18 protein-coding genes are annotated in these 23610 nt (G+C 67.5%); 3 read left to right on the forward strand and 15 right to left on the reverse strand.

Annotated features, from left to right (window positions below):
• Nucleotides 1-226: 226 nt before the first annotated feature.
• Genes AC5LXX_RS25885 through AC5LXX_RS25895 form a run of 3 tightly spaced genes read right to left on the reverse strand, consistent with a single transcriptional unit; the run spans nucleotide 227 to nucleotide 6388 of the window.
• A complete protein-coding gene (locus AC5LXX_RS25885) occupies nucleotides 227-2692 on the reverse strand; it encodes a glycosyltransferase family 4 protein (RefSeq protein WP_493411530.1) in 2466 nt (821 codons plus the stop codon).
• On the reverse strand, nucleotides 2689-4155 hold the full coding sequence (locus AC5LXX_RS25890; RefSeq protein ID WP_493411531.1) for a flippase: 1467 nt from the start codon (nucleotides 4153-4155) through the stop codon (nucleotides 2689-2691). Before AC5LXX_RS25890 ends, AC5LXX_RS25885 begins: the two co-directional genes overlap by 4 nt.
• 40 nt (nucleotides 4156-4195) lie before the next feature.
• Complete coding sequence (locus AC5LXX_RS25895; protein ID WP_493413414.1) at nucleotides 4196-6388, reverse strand: NHL repeat-containing protein; 2193 nt, start codon at nucleotides 6386-6388, stop codon at nucleotides 4196-4198.
• A gap of 492 nt (nucleotides 6389-6880) precedes the next feature.
• Between AC5LXX_RS25895 and AC5LXX_RS25900 the strand changes: the two genes are divergently transcribed.
• Genes AC5LXX_RS25900 through AC5LXX_RS25910 form a run of 3 tightly spaced genes read left to right on the forward strand, consistent with a single transcriptional unit; the run spans nucleotide 6881 to nucleotide 9979 of the window.
• A complete protein-coding gene (locus tag AC5LXX_RS25900; protein ID WP_493411532.1) occupies nucleotides 6881-7945 on the forward strand; it encodes an acyltransferase family protein in 1065 nt (354 codons plus the stop codon).
• A 35-nt stretch (nucleotides 7946-7980) separates the two neighbouring features.
• Entirely contained in the window at nucleotides 7981-9027 is a 1047-nt protein-coding gene (gene gmd / locus AC5LXX_RS25905) for a GDP-mannose 4,6-dehydratase (RefSeq protein ID WP_322081588.1), read from the forward strand.
• Nucleotides 9014-9979, forward strand: coding sequence for an NAD-dependent epimerase/dehydratase family protein (locus tag AC5LXX_RS25910; RefSeq protein ID WP_493411533.1), 966 nt, complete (start codon nucleotides 9014-9016; stop codon nucleotides 9977-9979). Before gmd ends, AC5LXX_RS25910 begins: the two co-directional genes overlap by 14 nt.
• Nucleotides 9980-10086: 107 nt before the next feature.
• On the opposite strand, the gene AC5LXX_RS25915 is transcribed toward AC5LXX_RS25910, so the two are convergent.
• From AC5LXX_RS25915 to AC5LXX_RS25970, 12 genes are all read right to left on the reverse strand, one after another.
• Entirely contained in the window at nucleotides 10087-11277 is a 1191-nt protein-coding gene (locus tag AC5LXX_RS25915; protein ID WP_493411534.1) for an O-succinylhomoserine sulfhydrylase, read from the reverse strand.
• Between the two features lie 247 nt (nucleotides 11278-11524).
• Nucleotides 11525-13057 carry an amidophosphoribosyltransferase gene (gene purF / locus AC5LXX_RS25920; protein WP_493411535.1) on the reverse strand — a complete coding sequence of 511 codons (1533 nt, stop codon included), beginning with the start codon at nucleotides 13055-13057 and terminating at the stop codon, nucleotides 11525-11527.
• 51 nt (nucleotides 13058-13108) lie between these two features.
• Nucleotides 13109-13603 carry a CvpA family protein gene (locus AC5LXX_RS25925; protein ID WP_027782633.1) on the reverse strand — a complete coding sequence of 165 codons (495 nt, stop codon included), beginning with the start codon at nucleotides 13601-13603 and terminating at the stop codon, nucleotides 13109-13111.
• 6 nt (nucleotides 13604-13609) lie between these two features.
• Nucleotides 13610-14440: an SPOR domain-containing protein gene (locus AC5LXX_RS25930; RefSeq protein ID WP_493411536.1), complete on the reverse strand. Its 831-nt coding sequence runs from the start codon at nucleotides 14438-14440 to the stop codon at nucleotides 13610-13612.
• 29 nt (nucleotides 14441-14469) lie between these two features.
• Nucleotides 14470-15780 (reverse strand): bifunctional tetrahydrofolate synthase/dihydrofolate synthase, encoded by a 1311-nt coding sequence (gene folC, locus AC5LXX_RS25935; RefSeq protein WP_175900090.1) that lies wholly within the window; start codon nucleotides 15778-15780, stop codon nucleotides 14470-14472.
• Between the two features lie 100 nt (nucleotides 15781-15880).
• Nucleotides 15881-16753 (reverse strand): acetyl-CoA carboxylase, carboxyltransferase subunit beta, encoded by an 873-nt coding sequence (gene accD, locus AC5LXX_RS25940; RefSeq protein WP_322081591.1) that lies wholly within the window; start codon nucleotides 16751-16753, stop codon nucleotides 15881-15883.
• Between the two features lie 62 nt (nucleotides 16754-16815).
• A complete protein-coding gene (gene trpA / locus AC5LXX_RS25945) occupies nucleotides 16816-17631 on the reverse strand; it encodes a tryptophan synthase subunit alpha (protein WP_059237232.1) in 816 nt (271 codons plus the stop codon).
• A 46-nt stretch (nucleotides 17632-17677) separates the two neighbouring features.
• A complete protein-coding gene (locus tag AC5LXX_RS25950) occupies nucleotides 17678-18529 on the reverse strand; it encodes a DNA-methyltransferase (RefSeq protein WP_493411537.1) in 852 nt (283 codons plus the stop codon).
• A gap of 8 nt (nucleotides 18530-18537) precedes the next feature.
• On the reverse strand, nucleotides 18538-19731 hold the full coding sequence (gene trpB / locus AC5LXX_RS25955; protein WP_322081593.1) for a tryptophan synthase subunit beta: 1194 nt from the start codon (nucleotides 19729-19731) through the stop codon (nucleotides 18538-18540).
• A gap of 54 nt (nucleotides 19732-19785) precedes the next feature.
• A complete protein-coding gene (locus tag AC5LXX_RS25960) occupies nucleotides 19786-20487 on the reverse strand; it encodes a phosphoribosylanthranilate isomerase (protein ID WP_493413415.1) in 702 nt (233 codons plus the stop codon).
• The gene (truA, locus tag AC5LXX_RS25965; RefSeq protein WP_322081594.1) at nucleotides 20484-21296 is read right to left on the reverse strand and encodes a tRNA pseudouridine(38-40) synthase TruA; all 813 of its coding nucleotides are present in this window, start codon (nucleotides 21294-21296) and stop codon (nucleotides 20484-20486) included. The genes AC5LXX_RS25960 and truA overlap by 4 nt, the downstream gene beginning before the upstream one ends.
• Entirely contained in the window at nucleotides 21296-23368 is a 2073-nt protein-coding gene (locus AC5LXX_RS25970) for a motility hub landmark protein FimV (RefSeq protein WP_493411538.1), read from the reverse strand. Before AC5LXX_RS25970 ends, truA begins: the two co-directional genes overlap by 1 nt.
• Between the last annotated feature and the right edge of the window lie 242 nt (nucleotides 23369-23610).

Below are 23610 nucleotides of genomic sequence, written 5' to 3' on the forward strand. Positions count from 1 at the left end.
GCCACGGCGCGTGTGGGCCGTCCCTGGCCGGTTGCCGCCACGCGACTGCCCCCGCGCGGGTTGTTGCCGCTTCACGATCGCCATAGAAATGCGATCAGTCAATCTCGCACCTCACGCACCTCGCAAGCCATCTCGCCCGCCGAACCAGACTCCCCGAAAAGCAAAGCCCCCACGCGGCGCAACGCCGTATGAGGGCCCGTTTCCCGCCGGCGCACGCCGGCTACGGCTACCGCTTCTTCGCCTTCGCGGCTTTCGCCGTATCCGAGAGGATCTTCTCGACGCGCTCCACATAGGTCTCGGTGCCGAACCGGCGCACCGCCGTCGCGCGCCCGCTCGCGACGAGCCGCGCGCGCCGCGCACCGTCGCGCTTCAGCCTGTCGAGCGCGCCGGCCAGCGCGGTCGCGTCGCCCGGCTCGCAGAGCAGCCCGTTGTCGCCGTCCTCGATGATCTCGACGACGCCGCCCGCGCGGGCCGCGACGACCGGCCGGCGTGCGAGCATCCCTTCGACGATCACGCGCCCGAACGGCTCCGGCGTAATCGACGTATGCGCGACGACGTCGACCGCCGTCATGCAGGCGGCCACGTCGCGCTGGAAGCCGAGGAAATGCACGCGCTCGTCCATCCCGTGCCGCGCGACGTATTCGTGCAGCTGCGCCGCGTATTCGTCCTCGCCGAACAGCGGCGCGCCGACCAGCACCACGTGCATGTCGGGATGCCGTGCGGCGGCTTCCAGCAGCACGTGCTGCCCCTTCCAGCGCGCGAGCCGGCTGAACGAACCGACGAGCCATGCGTTCTCGGGCAACCCGAGGCGCGTGCGCAGCGCGGCCTGGCTGACGCCTTCCAGTGCGTCGAACGGCTCGGACGAAATCCCGTTGAACACGACGTCGACGTGCTGCGGCGTGAAGCCCGTCAGCGTGCGGAACGCCTGCGCGGATGCGTCGGAGTTCGCGATCACGCGCGTGACGCCGAGCCGCGAGCAATACTTGATCGCCAGCAACTGCTTGCTGCCGAAATGGTCGGTGCTGACGATGTCGCGCAGGTGCCAGACGACCGGCTTGCGCGCGAGCCGTCCGGCCAGCGCGGCGACCACCATCGCGCGCTGCGTGTTCGCGTAGATCACTTCGGCACGGCGTGCGCGGCGCGCGACATCGCGCACCAGCCGCACGAGCTGCTTCACCGCGCCGAGCGACACGCCGCCCTGCTTGCGCACGCCCGCGAGCGCACCCTGGTCGACCACGTCGACGCGCGCGCCGATCTCGTCGAGCGCCGCGCGGAACGGGCCGTCGTCGAACAGCAGCACGTCGGCGTTCGCGCGCATGTGCTTCATGATCTCGAGCAGCGACAGCTCGGCACCGCCGAGCACGCCGCTCTGGTCGAGCACGAGCGTCGCCGGGCCGCGCGCGGCCGGCATCGGCGCGATCGCCGTGCCGCGCTGCGCCGTCGAGCCGGGCAGCGCTTCCTCTACATAGTCGAGGAAGCGCCGCCGGAACGTATCGGCGGAAAACCGCTCCGCGTTCGTGCGGCAGGCGGCCGGCGTGAAGCGCTGCGGCGCGCGCTCGAAATCGTCGACGGCCGCGACGATCGCGTGCGGCGTCTGTTCGTCGAAGAACAGCCCGGTCGGGTTCAGGTCCGATTGCGGGTCGAGCACGGTTTCGAGCGCGCCGCCCTTGCCGTACGCGATCACCGGCGTGCCGCATGCCTGCGCCTCGACGACCGAGATCCCGAAATCCTCCTCGGCCGCAAACACGAACGCCTTCGCGCGCCGCATCCGGTCGTGCAGCACCGCGAACGGCTGGTAGCCCATGATCTCGACGTTCGGGCCCGCCTTCGCGCGGATCTTCTGCATCTCCGGGCCGTCGCCGATCACGACGAGCTTGCGCTCGGGCGTGCGCGAGAAGGCTTCGACGATCAGGTCGATCTTCTTGTACGGCACCATCCGCGACGCGGTCAGGTAGAAATCGTCCTTCTCGGCGTTCAGCGAAAATGCGTCGACGTCGACCGGCGGGAAGATCACCGCCGCATCGCGGTGGTAGACCTTCTTGATGCGCCGCGCGATGAACGCGGAGTTGGCGACGAAGCCGTCCACCGCGTTCGCGGTGCGCGTGTCCCAGTTGCGGATGTAATGCAGGATCATCCGCGCGAGCAGCGATTTCGGCCCGTGCGTGAGGTTCGACTGTTCCAGATACTGGTGCTGCAGGTCCCACGCATAGCGGATCGGCGAATGCACGTAGCTGATGTGCACCTGGTCCGGCCCCGTCAGCACGCCCTTCGCGACCGCGTGGCTGCTCGAGATCACGAGGTCGTACTCGGACACGTCGAGCTGCTCGATCGCGAGCGGCATCAGCGGCAGGTAGCTGCGGTATTTGGTGCGCGCGAACGGCAGCTTCTGGATGAACGACGTCGTCACCGGCTTGCCGCGCACGAACGCGCGGTCGTCGAGGAAATCGACGAGGCTGAACAGGTCGGCGTCGGGAAAGCACGCGACGATCTGTTCGAGCACGCGCTCGGCGCCCGCATAGGTGACGAGCCAGTCGTGGACGATCGCCACGCGCAGCGCGCGGGACGGCTGCCGTGCACGGGCCCGCTCGGCCGGCACCGCGCGGTGCAGCGCGGCGGCATCGCCCGCGTGGGCCGCGGCGGCATCGGCCGTGGCGAGATTCAGGACGGCGTGTTCCGCCAGATCGCGATTCATACGGTTTTCCTCGCATTGAGACGGACAAACAGGTCGCGCACGAGTGCGCGCAGCCCCGGCGTCATCGTGAGCGACCACGCGACGTTCAGCACCAGCACGACCGCGCACATGCCGATCGATTCGCCGAGCCCCGGCCAGGCCTGCGCCAGGAACAGGCTCGCCAGCAGGAACGCGAGGTGCGCAAGCATGTCGAGCACGATCGCGCGCATCCGGATCGCCGACAGGTACAGCAGCACGCCGTAGTCGACGAGCGCACGCGCCGCGACGACCACCGCCGCGCCGATCAGCCCGAAGTGATGAATGCCGAACCACAGGCCGCCGACGAAGAACGGCATCTCGACGAGTCCGGCGAATGCCGCGCGGGCCGGATTGACCTGCGACTGGATCAGGATCCGCGTCACGCTCGCCTGGCCGACGAGCCACACGCTGATCACCAGCACGCGGCCGACCGGCGCCGAATGCGCGGCGAGATCGGCGCCGACCCACAGCGTGAGGAACGGCGCAAGCGCGAAGATCGCGACGATGCCGACCGGCGTGAACACGCCGTTCAGGAATTCGAGCGACTGCCGCGCGAGCGTGTCGGCGTGATCGCGACCCACCGCCGACAGGCGTGGAAACAGCGTGCGCACGAGCGCGTTCGGCAGCATGTTCAGGCGCGTGACGAGGTTCTGCGGCACCGTGTAGTAGGTGACGAACTTCGCGCCCATGCCGGCGCCGAGCATCACGCGATCGAGCGTGTCGGCGATCATGCTCGTCGTGCTCGCGATCAGCATCCAGCCGCCGAAGTTGAACAGCCCTTTCGCTGTGCCCCACTGCGGCGGATCGATGCGCCGGATCCCGAGCACCTTGATGCTGGCCTGGCCGAGCATCACCGCCGCGATCAGGCGCGCGACGACGGCCGCCGCGAGCACCGTCTGCAGGTTCGGCGCGATCCACCACGCGGCGCCGAGCGGCAGCAGCTGGAACAGGAACGTGCCGATCGTCTGGTTCGTGTTGAACACGCCGAACCGTTCGGCGCCGTTGATCGCGCCGGCGAACACCCACGACACGTTGGCGAGCGGAATCGCGAGCGCGAGCCACGGCAGCGCGAGATACACCTCGTGCTGCATCTCGGCCGAGACCTTCGTGAAGTACGCGGTGTAGACGAACGCGCCGAAATAGATCAGCAGCCCGCCGACGATGCCGGTGCCGAGATTCAGCCAGAACGCGCTCCAGAACACGCGCGCGCTTTCGTCGGCGTTGCCGCTCGCGAGCGCCTTCGAGATGTGGTTCTGCGCGGCCATGCTCATTCCGAGATCGAGGATCCCGAAATAGCCGATCAGGGTCCACACGAGGCTGACGACGCCATAACGCTCGACGCCGAGCGCGTGGATATAGGCGGGCACCGTCACCAGCGACACGAAGGTCGGCAGGATCAGCCCGATGAAGTTGATCGAAACGTTCTTTAGAATGCCTTTGTCCATGCTCATGCCTTGAGTGACAGCGACGACGGCGCGCCGCCCGTCACGGTTTCCAGCGATACATCAGCACCTTGCCGCGCGCGTCTTCCTCGACGAACACGAGGTATTCGCCGTTCTCGCGCCGGAATGCGCTGATGCCGAACGGCACGTCGACCCAGCCGGATGCCTTGCCGACCTCGGTGCCCGGGCTCATCACGCCCACTTCCTTGCCGGTGTCCTTGTCGTACACGTGGATCTTGCCGACCGGCTCCACGGTGAAGATGTAGCGGCCCTCGACCGTGATCCCGATCAGGTCCAGGATCGGCTTCGCATCGAGCTGCCACGGCAGCGCCACCTGGTAGCGCACGACCGGCGAGCCCGTCGACCACTTGTCGAAGCGGATCAGCACGCGCCCCACTTCCTTGTTGATGCCCGGCTGCGGCGGCGCGTCGGCCGTGTAGCCGGTCACGTACAGCGTGTCGGTCTGCGGCTCGTAGATCGAACGGCGCAGCTGCGTGAACGGCTGCGGCATCGGATAGGTCGTGACCTTGTCGTACGAGTAGATCGGGTTGCCGGCCTTGTCGACGCCGCCGTACTGGAAGCGGTGGATGCCGCGCACGTCGCTGGTACGCCAGATGTCGCCCTTCGTGTCGACCCACCAGCCCCAGCCGCCCGCCTTCGCCTTGCCCGTCGTGTTGATCTCGGATTCGTCGGCATCGATCCGGCCGTTGCCGTTCGCGTCGCGCCACAGCCAGTCGCCGCCAGGCGGCTTGTTCGGCACCTTGTCGACCGGCCGAGCGCGGCCCGCGATCAGGCCCGACGGAATCGCGACCTCGCCGTCGCGCTTCGCGTCGAAGCGGTAGATCTTCAGGTGATCGGCGTACATGTCGGTCAGGTACAGGAACGTGCGGCCGTCGACGCGCCGCGCGATCGGCATGCCCGGATACTGGTCCGTGTGGAACACGGGATCGTCCGGATACTTGAAGCGATTCGACAGGAAGCCGACGTATTTCCAGTCCTGGCCCGGCGGCTTCGACAGGTCGAGCTCGAAGCGCTTGTTGCCCGTGTACACGCTGTTCGGCCGTGCGGGGTCGAGCCACGCGCCGTCGACGAACAGCAGCCCCTGCACCTGCCAGCGCAGCTTGCCGTCCGGCGTGTAGCTTTCCAGCACCGCGCCGAGCCCCGCGCCGATCGTGTCGTGGCGCGGCCCGATCCCGTTCATCGATACATAGATGTTGCCCGCGCGGTCGACGCCGACGCCCGTCAGCCCGTTGAAGCGCTGCGGCCCGGGACGCCCCGGCACGGGGCCCGCGAAGATGCCGCCGCGCTCGCCGAACGTGCCCGACTGCGCATAGCCCTTGCCGCCTTTCGAGAAAATCAGGATCTGCTGGCGCGGCCCGTTGTCCGCGACGAGCACGCGCCCTTTCGCGTCGACCGCCACGTCCACCGCGTCGGTACCTTCCGGCAGTGCGGGCGCATCGTCGAGCTTGCGGCCGTCGGCCCGCACGTGCACGAGATGCGCGGGCCCGCTCAGCGTATCGGTCAGCAGCCACAGCGTGCCGTCGCCGGCGAGCGCGATGCGGCCCGGCTCGTGCGCGCTCCACGTGCCCTTCTGCTGCATCGTCTCCGCGTCGTAGACATTCACGACGTCGTGCGATGGATTCGTCGCGAACAGCGTCTTGTCGTCCACCGCGAGGCCGCCCACTTCCGCCTTCGCCTCGCCCACTTCCGAGCGCGCGGGGGCCGGCACCTCGTTCATCATCATGAAGCTCGCGGCCATCCGCGCGCGGCCGGCATCGGCGCGCCCGCCCGGCGCGACCTGCGGCGACGCGCGAAACGGCGCGGGCTGCTTCATGTCGCCGATCGTGCGCCGCGAGATGCCGAACCACTGCTTGCCCTTGTCCGGCCAGATGCCGGGCGATTGCAGGTGGCCGCGCTCGTTGCCGACGCCGATCGCGACATACGCATACTTGCTGTTCACGGCGATCGCGTTGCCGCCGAGGTTGCCCCAGCCGTGCGTGCCGCCGGCGAAGCCGAGCATCTTCCCGTCCTGGTAGACGCTCGCCTCGGCCCCGCTCTCGTCCCACGGCGCATTCGTATACACCTTGCCTTCAGGCGTCACCGCAATCGCGCGGATGTCGATCTGCGTCCAGCTGCCGTCGCCATAGCCGAACGTGTTGCCGATCCACGACGTCGTCGCGGGCAACACCGTTTCGGCCGGCGCTGCGCTCGCCAGCAGCGCCGCGCTTACCGTCATGCCTACCAGAATCAGACGTCGCAATGCGCTTCTCCAGACTTGATGCAGCAGCGACCGGCGCTGCCGCGGACTGCCGCCGGCGTGCCCTGTCGCTAAATGGGTTTCAAACGTCGCGATGCAGGTTACAAGCAAAAATAATCACAAGAAATTTGGAAATATTTGGGGATGTTTCTGCCTGAAATATCGAACCGGAACAGGCGATAAATCGCATCCGAAAACGGCAATAACGACCGCATTACGCTAGCCACCACGTAGAAAATGCCGCTCTGCGCCGCCTGTCACGGCTGTCCGGGCACCAACCTTTCATCTTTCGACCGGATTAATCGGCATTCGAATGTTTGCTGTCAGATAAATGACGCGCGTTTTTTTGCCGATTTCTTTTCCCTAGAATCGATTTCGACTCGATATTTCATTCAAAGGCATGCATTACGTTCACGCATCGGATGTGCGACACGACGCGGCCCCGGCCGTACGTCGCAAAGGAGCAGCGCGATGACGGGCATCTCGCGACCCGCCGACCTGACCCCGCCGCACCACGGCCGCATCGTGCAGCTCGACGGACTGCGCGCGATCGCGGTGGGCGCCGTGTTCCTGCAGCACGCGCTGAAAGCGCCGCTGTGGATGGGCGTCGACCTGTTCTTCGTACTGAGCGGCCTGCTGATCACCGGCATCCTGCTCGATCGCAAGGCGCGCGGGCAGTCGTACTTCAGCCATTTTTATGCGCGCCGCGTGCGCCGCATCCTGCCGCCGTACGTGCTGCTGCTGGTGGTGTCGACGCTCCTGTTCGGCGCGGGCTGGCTGCCGCACTGGCCGTGGTTCGCGTTTTTCTCGACCAACATCGGGCTGTCGCTCGGCAGCATCGGCCATGACAGCCTGAACGTGCTGTGGTCGCTCGCGGTCGAGGAGCAGTTTTATATCTTCTGGCCGTTCGTCGTGCTGTGGTGCTCGGAGCGCGCGCTGCTGTGGGTCGCCGCCGCGCTGGTCGTCGCCGCACCCGTGCTGCGCGCGATCGCGACGCCGTGGTTCGATTCGTTCTGGCCGATCTACTACCTGACGCCGTTCCGGATGGATCTGCTCGCGGCAGGCGCCTTGCTCGCGATCGTGCTGCGCCGCGACCGACGCGCGCTGGAGCCGTTCTACCCGCTCGCGATCCTGGGCGCGCTCGTGTCGCTCGCGATCCTCGGCTGGCTGCACCTGTCGTTCCCGCGCTTCCGCGCCGCGAACACGCCGCTGTCGAATGCGGCGCTCTACAGCATCTCGCTGCTGCTGTGCACGTCGATCGTCGTGATCGCGCTGCGCGGCCGCGGCCTCGTGCAACGTGTGCTGACCAACCCGATGCTCGTCTACGTCGGTACCGTCAGCTACACCGTGTACCTGATCCACCTGAGCGTGTTGTATGCGCTCTGGCCGCTGCACCTGAACCGCTTCGTCACGGCTGCGCTCGCGCTGGCGATCACGCTCGCGTACGCAACCCTGAGCTGGTACGGCTTCGAACGGCGCCTGACGCGCGGCCCCGCGCGCCGCGCGCTGCCGGCCGCCGCCGGCACGACCGCCTGAATTTCACCATCCATCGTTTCTACCAGGACAACGCCATGAGCCAAACTCGCAAGAAGGCCATCATCACCGGGATTTCGGGGCAAGACGGTGCGTACCTGACCAAGCTGCTGCTCGACAAGGGCTACGAGGTCACCGGTACCTACCGCCGCACCAGCTCGGTGAATTTCTGGCGCATCGCCGAGCTCGGCGTCGACACGCACCCGAACCTCACGCTCGTCGAGCACGACCTGACCGACGCCGGCTCGAGCCTGCGCCTGCTCGAACGCACGCAACCCGACGAGCTGTACAACCTCGCCGCGCAGAGCTTCGTCGGCGTGTCGTTCGACCAGCCGGCGACGACCGCCGAAGTGACCGGCATCGGCCCGCTGAACCTGCTCGAGGCGATCCGCGTCGTGAGCCCGAAGACGCGTTTCTACCAGGCATCGACGTCGGAGATGTTCGGCAAGGTGCAGGCCATTCCGCAGACGGAGACGACCGCGTTCTATCCGCGCAGCCCGTACGGCGTCGCGAAGCTGTACGCGCACTGGATGACCGTGAACTACCGCGAGTCGTACGGCCTGTTCGGCAGCAGCGGCATCCTGTTCAACCATGAGTCGCCGCTGCGCGGCCGCGAGTTCGTCACGCGCAAGATCACCGACACGATCGCGAAGATCAAGCTCGGCAAGGCGACGCGCCTCGAGCTCGGCAACCTCGACGCGAAGCGCGACTGGGGCTTTGCACTCGAATACGTCGAAGGGATGTGGCGCATGCTGCAGGCCGACGAGCCCGACACCTACGTGCTGGCGACCAACCGCACCGAGACCGTGCGCGATTTCGTCCGGATGGCGTTCGCGGCGGCCGGCTACCAGATCGAATGGTCCGGCAAGGGCGAACAGGAGCGCGGCCTCGATGCTGCCACCGGCAACGTGCTCGTCGAAGTGAACCCGAAGTTCTACCGCCCTGCCGAGGTCGACCTGCTGATCGGCTGCGCGGACAAGGCGAAAAGCAAACTCGGCTGGGCACCCAAGACGACACTCGAACAACTTTGCCAGATGATGGTCGAAGCGGATTTGACGCGGAACCAACACCATGACACGTTCTGAAACCGGACGCCCGTCGCGCCGTGCGTTCGTCACGGGCCTGACGGGCTTCACGGGCCGCTACATGGCCGAACGCCTGCAGGCGGCCGGCTATGACGTCTGGGGTACGATCGCGCCCGGCGCGCCGCGCCCCGACGATCCGGCGTTCGCGCACTGCACGCTGCTGCCGGTCGACCTGCTCGACGCAGAGGCGATGCGCGCGGCGGCGGCCGACGCACGGCCCGATGCGGTCGTGCATCTCGCCGCGCGCGCGCATGTCGCGCAGGATGAGCCGTCGCAAACTTACGCGGTCAACATCTCCGGTACGCGCAACCTGCTGGCCGCACTCGCGGGCCTCGACCGCCGCCCGTCGGCCGTGCTGCTGGCAAGCAGTGCGAACATCTACGGCAACTCGACGGCCGGCGTGCTCGACGAAACCGTCGCACCGGCCCCGGCGAACGACTACGCGGTCAGCAAGCTCGTGATGGAATACGCGGCGAAGCTGTGGGCCGACCGGCTGCCGATCGTGATCGCGCGACCGTTCAACTACACGGGTGCCGGCCAGAGCGACGCGTACCTGCTGCCGAAGCTCGTCGCGCACTATGCGCGCAACGCGCCGCGGATCTCGCTCGGCAACCTCGACGTGAGCCGCGATTTCTCCGACGTACGCGACGTGACGGCCGCCTATCTGAAGCTGGTCGAAGCCGCACCGGCCGGCGAGACGTTCAACGTCTGCTCGGAGCGCGCGTATTCGCTGAAGGAAGTGCTGGCGATGCTGGCGCGCATCGCCGGTTACGTGATCGACGTGACGATCGACCCGCGCTTCGTGCGGCACAACGAGGTGAAGAGCCTGAGCGGGTCGCGCGACAAGCTGCGGCGCGCGGTGGGCGAATTGCCCGTCACGCCGCTCGATGAAACGCTGCGGTGGATGGTCGACGCGATGCGCGCCGCGCCGCCGCACGGGCACGCCGGCTGAACCGGGCGACGCCACGCACGTGTACGAGATGTGCGCAGAACCGACAACGGGCCGCTCTTTCGAGCGGCCCGCTTCATTCATGCCGGCCCGGAAACCGGCGGCGCGACTCAGCCTTCGAGACCGCGCGAGAGATCGGCGCGAACGTCGGCTGCGTGCTCGAGGCCGACCGCCAGGCGGATCAGCCCTTCGGTGATCCCGGCTGCCGCACGCGCTTCCGGCGTGATACGACCGTGCGTCGTGGTGGCCGGATGCGTGATCGTCGTGCGCGTGTCGCCGAGGTTGCCGGTAATCGACACGAGCTTCGTGTTGTCGATCACACGCCACGCGTTCGCGCGCTGCTGCTCCGGCGTATCGCCCTTCAGCTCGAACGACACGATGGCGCCGCCCGCCTTCTGCTGACGCTTCGCGAGTTCATACTGCGGATGCGATTCGAGGCCCGGATAGAACACGCGCGCCACGGCCGGATGCGAATCGAGCCAGCGTGCGATTTCCAGCGCGTTCGCCGATTGCTTCTCGACGCGCAGCGACAGCGTTTCCATCCCCTTCAGCAGCACCCACGCGTTGAAGGCCGACAGCGTCGGGCCCGCGCTGCGCACGAACGGGAACACCTTGCCCATGATGAATTCCTTCGAGCCGACCAGCGCACCGCCGAGCACGCGACCCTGCCCGTCGAGGAATTTCGTCGCCGAGTGCATCACGACATCCGCGCCGAGCTTCAACGGTTGCTGCAGCACCGGGCTGCAGAAACAGTTGTCGACGACGAACAGCGCATTCGCGGCCTTCGCGATCTTGCCGATCGCCTCGATGTCGGCGAGTTCGGTCAGCGGGTTCGACGGCGTCTCGAGGAAGAACATCTTGGTTTCCGGCCGCACGGCTTCCTGCCATGCGTTCAGGTCGGTCGGGTCGACGAAGGTCGTCGTGATCCCGAATTTGCTGAAGATCTGGGAGAACATCCCGAGCGTCGAACCGAACAGGCTGCGCGAGCTGACGAGATGGTCGCCGGCCTGCAGCGCGGACATCACGACCGACATGATCGCGGCCATCCCCGACGCCGTCGCGATGCACGCCTCGCCGCCCTCGAGCGCCGCGAGACGCTCCTGGAACATGGTGACGGTCGGGTTCGTGAAGCGCGAATAGGTGAAGTAGTCTTCCGAGTTCGCGAAGCGCTCGGCCGCGTCAGCCGCGCTGGAGAAGCAGAAGCTCGACGTGAGGAACAGCGCTTCCGAGTGCTCGTTGAAGTCGCTGCGCAGCGTGCCTGCGCGCACGGCAAGCGTGTCGAAGTTGAGGGAGTCGTCCATGTTCCGTTTTCCGTATCCGATGGCCGCGCACATCGCGCAGGCCAGATCAAAACCAGGCCAAAAAACAAAAAGCCCGCTATGCGTCTGCATCAGCGGGCTTCGGTGCGGTACGACAGCGATCGACTCGGGCCGGCTGTCGCCGGCCTTCGCTTTAGCTGTTTTGGGAAGTCGCCCCGCGTCCGCAAGCTGATATCAAATCGACGCAAGGCCACATCCTAGCACGCTTCTCCGGGCGCGTGCGCCGGTGTCACTCGACCGACAGTTGCAGGTTCATCTGCGAACGCTCGGTGTCGCCGGCCGTGTCGCGATCGGCCTGCGACGCCGGCGCGAGACGCGCACGCTCGATCGCATCGAGATACTCGGGCGTCACGTCGCCGGTGATGTAGTTGCCGTCGAAGCACGATGCCTCGAAGCGCTCGAGCTTCGGGTTGATGTCGCGCACCGCGCGGCGCAGGTCGTCGACGTCCTGGTAGATCAGGTGGTCGGCGCCGATCATCTTCGCGACTTCTTCGTCGGAGCGGCCGTGTGCGACGAGCTCGCCGCGCGTCGGCATGTCGATGCCGTACACGTTCGGGAACTTCACGGGCGGCGCGGCCGACGCGAAGATCACCGACTTCGCGCCCGCATCGCGCGCCATCTGCACGATTTCATGCGAGGTCGTGCCGCGCACGATCGAGTCGTCGACGATCAGCACGTTCTTGTCCTTGAACTCGATGCTCATCGCGTTGAGCTTCTGGCGCACCGACTTCTTGCGCACGGCCTGCCCCGGCATGATGAACGTACGGCCGACGTAGCGGTTCTTGAAGAAGCCCTCGCGATACTCGACGCCGAGCTTCGCGGCGACCTGCATCGCAGCCGGGCGCGACGAATCGGGAATCGGCATCACGACGTCGATCGGCACGTTCGGCAGTTCGCGCTTGATCTTCTCGGCGAGATAGTCGCCCATGCGCAGGCGCACGTTGTAGACCGGCACGCCGTCGAGGCACGAATCCGGACGGGCCAGATACACGTATTCGAACATGCACGGATTCAGCGTCGGGTTCTCCGCGCACTGCTGGCTGTGGAAGTTGCCGGCCTTGTCGATGAAGATCGCTTCGCCCGGCTCCAGGTCACGCACGAATTCGAAACCGATGCCTTCGACCGCCACCGACTCCGACGCGACCATCCATTCGGTGCCGTGCTCGGTCTCGAGCTTGCCGATGCACAGCGGACGGATGCCGAACGGATCGCGGAACGCGAGCAGGCCGTAGCCGGCAATCAGCGACACGATCGCATACGAACCCTGCAGGCGGCGATGCACGCCCGAGACTGCCTTGAACACGGACGCCGGATCGAGCTCGAGGCCGGTGGTCGACAGTTGCAGCTCGTGCGCGAACACGTTGAGCAGCACTTCGCTGTCGGAATTGGTGTTGATGTGCCGGCGGTCGATCCGGAACATCTCGTCCTTCAGTTGCTGCCAGTTCGTCAGGTTGCCGTTGTGCGCAAGGATGATCCCGAACGGCGCGTTCACGTAGAACGGCTGCGCCTCGGCTTCGCTCGACGCCGAACCGGCCGTCGGGTAGCGCACCTGGCCGATGCCGTAGGTGCCGGGCAGGCTGCGCATGTTGCGCGTGCGGAACACGTCGCGCACCATGCCGTTCGCCTTGTACATGTGGAAATTGCTGCCGTCCGCCGTCGCGATGCCCGCCGCGTCCTGACCGCGATGCTGCAGGAGCAGCAAGCTGTCATAGATCAGCTGATTGACCGGGGATTGGGAGATAACGCCTACGATGCCGCACATGGCATGTCCTTCAGAATGACAAAATCGGTTCCGTCCTGCCCGGCCGCGTCGTCACACGCGTACGTACTGGGCCATGCCGTCGGGCAGGAGCTGCTTCAGCTCGTGCACGCCCTGTTCGGCAAAGGGACGCAATAGCGCATTGCGCCAGAAATCCTGTTTGGGCAGTTCGGTCAGCCCGGCCGCCGCGACCAGCAGCACCACCAGCACACAGCCGCGGACGAGCCCGAACATCATGCCCAGCGAGCGGTCGACGCCGCCCAGGCCACTCGCCTGCGCGATCCGCGACAGCAGCGCGTTTGCGACACCGGCGACCAGCACGACGCCGATCACGAGCAGCGCGAAGGCGATCACCCATTGCGTCAGCGCGCCGCCCGGCCAGTTCGCCGGGATATACGGCACGACCAGCCCGACGTAGCGGCCCGCAATCACGATCGCCGCGATCCAGCCGATCAGCCCGAATATCTCCGACACGAAGCCGCGCCACGCACCCCGCAGCGCCGACAACACGATCACCGCCAATACAGCGTAGTCGAAAGCCGTCAGCATCGCGCGTTACTGCGTCAGACCGGCTTCGCGCACCTTCGCGATCGCGGCGGAGGCCGCCGAGCGATCCGCGAACGGGCCTGCACGCAACAGTGTAGCCGTGCTGCCGTCTGCCTGCTTGCGATGCTCGACATATGCGGGCACACCCGCCGATTTCAACTTGGTTGCCCACGAACGGGCCGTCGCATCGTCCTTGAACGAACCGAGCTGCACCGCGAAACGTGCGCCGGCCGGCGATGCCGGCGACGATGCGTCGCCGCTGTCCGGGCTCGCGGCGTCGGCATTCGCGACGGTCGCGGGCTTCGGCGCGGCCGGTTTCGCTGCGGGCGCGGCCGGCTTCGGCGCGGGCTTCGGCGGCGTCACGCTCGCCGTGGTCGTCGTATCGGGTTGCGCGGCCGGCCTGGTTGCGGGCGCCGGCACGGGTGCCGGTGCGGCCGCGACGGCCGTGTCGGACGCCGGCGGTTCGTCGTGCGCGACGCCTGCCTGCACGTCGGCCGCATCGTCGTCACGCGGCGCGACCGCCTGGTGCGCGGGCCGGTTCGGGATGTCGATCGCGATGTCGTCCGTGACCGGCTTCGGGTGCGAATCGAGCACCATCGGCAGCACGATCACGGCTGCCACGACGAGCGCGATCGCGCCGACGAGACGACGGCGTGCGCGTTGCTTTTCTGGAAGGGTCGGATCGAGGAGCAGCGCGTCCGATTCCGGACGCTCGGTGCGGCGCGAGCGGCGCTCGACGCGTTCAGTGGTGCGCTCCGTGCGCACGTTCCGGGAGGTCCCGGTACGACCGCCGCGCCGCGGCGCGTCGTCGTCTTTTTTGCCGAACGAGAAAATGCCCATGAATGGCTGAGTCCGAAACTGCCCGTCAGTCAGTGTTGCTGCGATTTACGGTAGGCCAGCACGCCGGCAACCGTATGGAAACTGCCGAAAACCACGATTCTATCATTCTCGGATGCTCTTTTTAGTGCATCGCGAAACGCTTCTGCAGGCGACGCGTAACGCGTCACGCTCGAATCGGGCCCCTCCTCCACGCCGGCCTTGCGCAGCGCGGCTTCGAGCTGCTCCGCGGAGGCCGCGCGCGGCAGCGGCAGGTCGGTCACGCACCAGTGGTCGATCTCGCCCTTCAGGTGCTGCAGCACGCCGTCGATGTCCTTGTCGTGCATCGCGCCGAACACCGCGTACGTGTACGGGAAGAAGCCCATGTTGCCGAGATTCTGCTCGAGCACGGCCGACGCATGCGGGTTGTGCGCGACGTCGAGCACGATCGCCGGCTTGCCGGGCAGCACCTGGAAGCGTCCCGGCAGCTCGACGTTCGCGAGCCCGAGCCGGATGTCCTGCGCGGACACCGGCAGCACCGGGCGCAGCGCCTCGAGTGCGGCGAGTGCGGCAGACGCATTGATCAGCTGATTCGCGCCGCGCAGCGCCGGATACGCCAGCGCCGGATAGCGCTTCTCGCGGCCGAGGTAGCTCCACTGCTGGCGCTCCGCGCCTGCTTGCGCCTCGTAGCGGAAGTCGCGGCCGACGAGCCACAGGTCGGCGCCGATCGCCTCGGCGTGGTCGATCAGCGTTTGCGGCGCGGCCGGATCGCCGCAGATCGCCGGCTTGCCCGCGCGGAAGATCCCGGCCTTCTCGAACGCGATCTTCTCGCGCGTGTCACCGAGGTATTCGGTGTGGTCGATGTCGATGCTCGTGACGATCGCGCAATCGGTGTCGATGATGTTGACCGCATCGAGCCGGCCGCCGAGGCCGACTTCGAGGATCACCGCGTCGAGCCCGCGCGACGCGAACAGGTGCAGGATCGCGAGCGTCGTGAATTCGAAATACGTGAGCGACACCGGTGCGGGCAGCGACGTGCGCGCGGCTTCGACGGCCTCGAAATGCGGCAGCAATTCGTCATCGGTGACGTTCTGCCCGTTCACGCGCGCGCGCTCGTTGAATTCGAGCAGGTGCGGCGACGTATGGCAGCCGACCTTGTATCCCGCGCGCACGAGGATCGTCTCGAGGAACGCGCAGGTCGAGCCCTTGCCGTTCGTGCCGCCGACGGTGATGACGGGGCATGCGAATTCAAGCTGCAGCGCCGCCTTGACCTGCCCGATGCGGGTCAGGCCCATGTCGATGCCGACCGGGTGCGCGCGTTCGAGATGCGAAAGCCACGCGTCGAGAGTGGGAAAAGTGCTCATCGGATCAAATCTGGATCGGTACCGCCACTACGCCAAAAAACGAAGCGCGCCGCCTGACGCTGAAGCCAGGCGACGCGCGGAGTTCACGACCTTGCGCCGGTCAAGCCAGCGCGTCGGCCGGCTGTCGCTGCAGCAGCGCGAGCAGTTGCGCGATCTCGTCGCGCATCTTGCGACGGTCGACGATCATGTCGATCGCGCCCGTCTTGATCAGGAATTCGGCGCGCTGGAAGCCTTCCGGCAGCTTCTCGCGAACCGTCTGCTCGATCACGCGCGGGCCGGCGAAGCCGATCAGCGCCTTCGGTTCGGCGATCACGACGTCGCCGAGGAACGCAAAGCTCGCCGACACGCCACCCATCGTCGGGTCGGTCAGCACCGAGATGAACGGCAGCTTCGCTTCGGCCAGCTTGGTCAGCATCGCGGTGGTTTTCGCCATCTGCATCAGCGACAGCAGGCTTTCCTGCATCCGTGCACCACCCGAAGCGGTGAAGCAGATGAACGGCACGTGCTGTTCGAGCGCATTCTGCGCGCCGCGCGCGAAGCGCTCGCCGACGACCGAACCCATCGAACCGCCCATGAACGAGAACTCGAAGCAGGCCGCGACGACCGGCAGCGTGTGGATCGCACCGCCCATCACGACCATCGCGTCGGTTTCGCCCGTCTCGTCCATCGCTTCCTTCAGACGATCGGGGTACTTGCGGCTGTCCTTGAACTTCAGCGTGTCGACCGGCACGATCTCCTGGCCGATTTCATAGCGGCCTTCCGGATCGAGCAGCCCGTCGAGGCGTTCACGCGCGCCGATGCGCATGTGGTGATCGCACTTCGGGCACACGTGCAGGTTCGCGTCCACGTCGTTGCGGTACAGCACGGCCTCGCAGGACGGGCACTTGACCCACAGGCCTTCCGGAATGCCCTTGCGGCTTTTCGGGTCGGTCTGCTTGATCTTCGGCGGCAACAGTTTGTCGAGCCAGCTCATCGTATGGTTTCCTGTTCCGTGGCGGGACGGGCCGTTGGGCCCGCCCGCTTCCTGTGTTGTGTTTATCGCGCCGTCTTGCCCGCGCCGTCCAGGGCGGCACGCAGCTCGGCGATGAACGTCTTCAGCGCGGCGGCGGCAGCGTCCGGCGCCGCGCTTTCGAGCAGCTGCACGAGGCGGCTGCCGATCACGACGGCGTCCGACACTTCGGCCACCGCGCGCGCCGTTTCGGCGTCGCGGATACCGAAGCCGACGCCCACCGGGACCGGCACGCGCGACTTGATGGCCGGGATTTTACCCGCAATGCTCGAAACATCCAGATTTCCTGCGCCGGTCACGCCCTTGAGCGACACGTAATAGACGTAGCCGCTCGCGATCTTGCCGACGTCGGCGATGCGTTCGTCGGTCGACGTGGGCGCGAGCAGGAAGATCGGATCGATCTGCGCGGCACGCATCTTTTCGGCGAATACGCCCGCCTCTTCCGGCGGATAGTCGACCACCAGCACGCCGTCGACGCCGGCCGCGTGCGCTTCGGCCGCGAACGCGTCGACGCCCATCCGTTCGATCGGGTTCGCATAGCCCATCAGCACGACAGGCGTTTTGGGGTCGGTTTCGCGGAAGCGCTTCACGTCGGCGAGCACGCTCTTCAGCGTGACGCCGCGCGCGAGCGCGCGTTCCGATGAACGCTGGATCACGGGGCCGTCGGCCATCGGGTCCGAAAACGGCACGCCGAGCTCGATCACGTCCGCGCCGCCGGCGGCGAGCGCGTGCATGAATTCGACGGTTTTCGCGGGATCGGGGTCGCCGGCCGTGATGAACGGGATCAGGCCCTTACGGCCTTGTTCGGCGAGCGCGGCGAAGGTCTGCTGAATACGGGACATGGCAATTTTCCTGGATGCATTGCGATCGGCGATGCGGCGGCGCGATTCACGCGCACGCCGGCGCCGCGAGCGCGTTCACGCGCTCGTGCGCGATCGCACAATAGCTTTCGTTGATCTCGTAGCCGACGAAGTCGCGCCCCTGCCGTGCGCAGGCCACCGCGGTCGTGCCGCTGCCCATGAACGGATCGAGCACGCGGCCGCCCGGCGGGCAGCTCGCGAGCACCATCCGCTCGATGATTTCCAGCGGCTTCTGGGTCGGATGATCGACGCGCTCCGCGTGCTGCCGGTGCAGGCGCGAGACCGACCAGACGTCCTTCGGGTTGTAGCCCATCTCCAGCCACTTGCTGCCTTCGAACAGCTTGCGCGAGCGGGCCTTCTTCGTATCGGCGTCGTACGGGATGCGGACCGGATCGAGATCGAAGTAATACGCCTTGGAAACCGCGAAAAAGCCGATGTTGTCGTGCACCGACGTGAAACGGCGCGTCGTGCCGCCCATGCTCGGCACGCGCCGGTCCCAGATGATCTCGTTGACCATCGTGAGCTTCGTCTTCAGGAAACTGAAGATTTCCGGCGCGTACTGCCACGTGCAGAAGATGTACATCGACCCGCTCGGCTTCAGCTTCGGAACCGCGAGCTCGAGCCACTCGCGCGTCCACGCGAGGAAATCGTCGCCCGAACGCTTGTCCGAGTCGTTGCCGTAGTCCTTGCCGAGCCCGTACGGCGGATCGGCGACGATCAGGTCGATCGACGCATCCGGCAGGTGCGCGGCATCGGTCAGGAAATCGCGGTTATGCAGTTCGATACCGGACGGCAGCGCGCGCGGCACCGCGGCGACGGGCTGAACCGCCTCCGCCTCGCTCGCGGCACCGCCGCCCGGCTCTTCGATCAGGTCACGCATCGGTCGGGTCAGAGGTCGATGCCCGATCGCTCGGCGACCGTGTGCATGTCCTTGTCACCGCGGCCCGACAGGTTGACGAGCAGGATCTTGTCCTTCGGCAACGTCGGCGCGAGCTTCACGCCATACGCGATCGCGTGGCTCGACTCGAGCGCGGGAATGATCCCCTCGATCCGGCAACAGTCGTGGAATGCCTTCAGCGCTTCGTCGTCGGTGATCGGCACGTACTGCGCGCGGCCGCTGTCCTTCAGCCACGCGTGTTCGGGGCCGACGCCCGGATAGTCGAGGCCCGCCGACACCGAATGCGTCTCGATGATCTGGCCGTTGTCGTCCTGCAGCAGGTACGTGCGGTTGCCGTGCAGCACGCCGGGGCTGCCGGCGATCAGCGAGGCCGCATGATGGCCCGTGTCGAGGCCGTCGCCGGCCGCTTCGACGCCGATCAGCTGCACCGATTGGTCGTCGATGTACGGATAGAAGATGCCCATCGCGTTCGAGCCGCCGCCGACGCAGGCGATCACCGCGTCGGGCTGCCGGCCCGCGAGTTCGGGCATCTGCACCTTGCACTCGTCGCCGATCACGCGCTGGAAGTCGCGCACCATCATCGGGTACGGGTGCGGGCCCGCGACCGTGCCGATGATGTAGAACGTGCTTTCGATGTTCGTGACCCAGTCGCGCATCGCTTCGTTCAGTGCGTCCTTCAGCGTGCGCGAACCCGATTCGACCGGCACGACCGTAGCGCCGAGCAGCTTCATCCGGTACACGTTCGCGGCCTGCCGGCGCACGTCCTCGGCGCCCATGTAGACGATGCACTCCATGCCGAAGCGCGCGCAGATCGTCGCGGTTGCGACGCCGTGCTGGCCAGCGCCGGTTTCGGCGATCACGCGCTTCTTGCCCATGCGCTTCGCGAGCAGCGCCTGGCCGATCACGTTGTTGATCTTGTGCGCGCCCGTGTGGTTCAGGTCTTCGCGCTTCAGGTAGACCTGCGCGCCGCCGAGCATCTCGCTCCAGCGCTGCGCGTGGTAGATCGGCGACGGACGGCCGACGAAATACTTCAGCTCGCGCTCGTATTCCGCGACGAAGTCGGGGTCGTTCCGGAATTTTTCATACGCCGCGCGCAGTTCGTCCAGCGCATGAATCAGCGTCTCGGCGACGAACACGCCGCCATACGGGCCGAAATGGCCGCGATCATCAGGAAGGTTGTACATGGTGTCTCTCTCGATCGGTCGGGGCGCCCCGCTTGTCAGGCCGCACCGCTTGCATCACCGGGCGTCCGCTTCGCGCACCGCGCGTACGAACGCCGCCATCCGGGCGTGATCCTTCACGCCCTTTGCGCCCTCCACTTCGATGCCACTCGAGACATCGACAGCAAACGGACGCAGCTGGCGGATCGCATCACCGACGTTTTGCGCGCTCAAGCCACCACTCAAAACGGCCCGATGCGCGAGCTCTGCGGGAATAAGAGACCAATCGAAGACCTTGCCGCTACCGCCGTAATCCGGCACCAGGGTGTCGAACAGGAGGCCGCGCGCTTTCGAATAATGAAGAGCCGATTCTACCAAATCGGACGGCTGCGTCGAGGGGCCGACGCGCACCGCGCGCAGCCACGGCAGGTGTGCCGCGCGGCCGAGCGCGTCGCACTGCTCGGGCGTCTCGTCGCCGTGGAACTGCAGCACCGTCAGCGGCACGTCGCGCACGACGGCCTCGATCTCGGCTTCCGTTGCATTCACGAACAGCCCGACCACCGACACGAACGGCGGCGCGAGGCTCGCCAGCTCGGCCGCCTGCGCGATGGTCACCGCGCGCGGGCTCTTCGGGTAGAACACGAGGCCGATCGCGTCGGCGCCGAGCGCCGCCGCGTGCAGCACGTCCTCGGGGCGCGACAGCCCGCACAGCTTGATGCGCGTGCGCGGCGGCAGGCCGGTTGCAGCGGGAGTCGGGGAAGACACGGCGTGATCCGTCATGATTGAGGGTCCAGATCGGCCCAGACGCTGCTCCACGGCACGCTGCCGAGCTGCGCGGGCGGGACGGCGAATTCCGCCGGGTAGCCGACGTGGGCGAGGTACAGCCCGTCGGCCATGAACGTGGGCGCCGCGAGATTGCGGTCGCGCCCGGCCAGTACGTCTGCCAGCCAGTCGGCCGGATAGCGGCCGCGCCCGACCGCGACGAGGCAGCCCATCAGGTTGCGCACCATGTGATGCAGGAACGCGTTCGCACGGAAGCGAAAATGGATGAAATGCCCCGCGCGCCGCACGTCGATCTGATACAGGTGTTTGACCGGCGTCTTCGACTGGCATTCCGACGACCTGAACGACGAGAAGTCGTGCTCGCCGATCAGGTGCGCGGCGGCGGCGCGCATCGCGTCGTCGTCGAGCGGCGTGTGGATCCAGCCCGCGCGCCCGGCCAGCATCGGCGACCGCACGGGATGCACGTACAGCGCGTAGTAATAGGTGCGCTCGAACGCGGAGAAACGCGCGTGGAAAGTGTCGGGCATCGGCTTCGCCCACTGCACCGACACGGTCGACGGCAGGAACGCGTTGGTCCCGCGCACCCACGAGAACACCTCGCGTTCGAGGTCGGTATCGAAGTGCACGACCTGCCCGAGCCCATGCACGCCGGTGTCGGTCCGGCCGGCGACCGTCGTATGCAGCGGCACCCGCGCGAACTCGGCCAGCGCGTGCTCGAGCCGGTCCTGCACGGTCTTGCCGTGCGGCTGCGCCTGCCAGCCGCAGAACGCCGCGCCGTCGTACTGGACGCCCAGTGCGATCCGCATCACGCCTCGTCCGCCAGCTTCGCGAGCAGCGCGCGCGCATCGTCGCGCGTCGCGGTGTCGTTCGCGTCGACCACTTCCTGCAGCAGCGTTCGTGCGCCGGACAGGTCGCCCAGTTCGACGTACTCCGACGCGAGATCGAGCTTGTTGCGCGCGATGCGGGCAAGCTCGTCCGCGGTCAGTGCGGGCAGCGCGGCGCCCGGTGCTGACGGCAGGTCGAGATCGAAATCGAGCTTCAGCGCACCGAACTGCGCGCCGCCGAGCGGCGACAGCGCGGGCGTGCTGCCCGGGTGGCCGGCGGACGTCGCCGCGTCCGGATCCCAGTCGTACTCGTCGTCCTGGTCGGCCGGATGTTCGGGGGTCGGATGCCCTGCGTCAATCGGCGGGTGCGATGCGACTCGACCGTTAGTTGCAATTTCGTCGGTGCCGGACTGCCCTGCCCGCGCGGACAACTCGTCCGGCGTCAGCGGCGCTTCATCCGACGTCCGCGGCGGCAACGGCATGTCAAGGCTGTTGAGTGCGCTGATCGCGTTCTGCATCAGCGTCGCGTGTTGCGCGTCGGTCGCCGAAGGCGCAGCAGGCGTGTCGGCCGACTTGGCGGCGGCAGCGGCCTGTTCCACCGGTTCTGCATCGTGCGGAGCCGGCGCTGCCTCGCTCGAGGGCGGTACTACCGCTCGAGCAGCCGGCAATTCGGGCTGCTCGTCATGCAGCTTCGCGACTTCCGGCACCGACGGCACATCAGCGACAGTCGGCTCGACTGTGTCTGCCGCAGCGGCAGTCGCCGCAGCAAGGGACTGATCGGACGCCGCGTCGCGCGCAACCGGCATCTCGGGCTGAATCGGCAATGTGTGGTCGATCGACGGAGGGGCTTCGGCTCCCGGCGCCGCGGCCGCACCTGCGGCAGCGGCAGCCGCGCCGGCATCGCCCGTCCCGCGGCCTTTCCTGCGCTTGCGCCACGCGAAGCCGGCCGCGAGCACGAGCACGGCAGCGCCGGCCACGGCGGCCGGGCGCCAGTCCATCTGCTCGGTACGGCGCGCCGGTGTCGCGACAGGCGCGACCGGTTGCACCGGCACCGATGCCGGCTGTGCCGCGCTGGCGGCGACGCCGGACGCGGCCTCGCTTGCCGTCGGCGCGGCTGCCGACGCACCGGCGTCGTTCGCGGCCGGACGCGGCGCGGCAGGCGCCGGTGCAGGCACTGGCGCGACGCCGTTCGTCGTGCCCGGCTTGCCGATGCCGTGCTTCTGCAACTCCATCAGCACACGGTTCTTCAGCGCCAGCAACTGTTGCAGGCTCGACGGCCGCGGCTGCGACGCGCCCGTAGCGGGCGCCGCACCTGCCGGCTCGTGCGAGCCCGAAACCGGGCTGCCCGGCACCGGCTGAACCGCAGCCTCGCTCGCGGACGACGGGGCCGACTGGATCGCACCGCTCCATACATGCGGGCCGCTTGCGCCTGCGGCAGGTGCCGCCGGCTGCAGGCTGTCGACCGCCGACGCGCCGTGCGCCGCCGAAGCGCCGACCGAAGCCGACGCCCCCGCTGCCGTCGCAACGCTTGCGCTGTTCACGGGAGCCGCATGGACGGCCGGCGTGACCGGCGCGGCTTGCGCGGCCGACCCCGGATGCGGCGCGGACGCGCCATGCTGCGCTTCCGCGGTACCGCCCGATGCGGCGGCAGTCGCGGATGCCGCCGTCGCACCCGATGCCGCGGAGGCACCGGCCGGCACGAGTGCCGCGCCGGTTGCGTCGAGTGCCGGCACGGTCAGCGTCGCGCCGACTTTCAGGCGACTCGCGTCGCGCTTCATGAACGCCTGCGGATTGGCGTCGAACAGCGCGCGGCCGGCGCGTGCGAGCACAGCGGGATCGTGCGATTGCGTGGCCGCTTTCGCGATGTCGTTCAGCGACTGGCCCGGCTGGACCGTCACGGTAAGCGGTGCGTCGCCGCCGGCAGCGGACGCCGGCAGTTCGACGGTGCCGGCGGCCCAGGCCGATGCGGCTGCGCCGAGCGCCAGAATCGCCAGCGCGCCACGCACGGCGCGCGACAGACGGGACTGACGCGGAAACAAGGAAATTCGGGACATCGTTGGCTCTATCGCCGCGCGCGAGCGCGGCTCGGATTCGCGGTTGAAGACGTCAATAAAGTTGCCGCAGAAATGCAAAAGCGTCGCGCGGAACGCGACGCTTTCGGCTGGTCTGTGCGTCGTAAACGCGTAGTTTACTTCACGCGATCATGTTCGGGCCGAATTCGTCTCCGGCCAGTGCAACCGCGCGCTGCCGCCTGACGGTCGAGGGCCGCAGCCTCGTCGGGTCCGCACGCTGCAGC

This window comes from Burkholderia torrens (assembly GCF_984668525.1).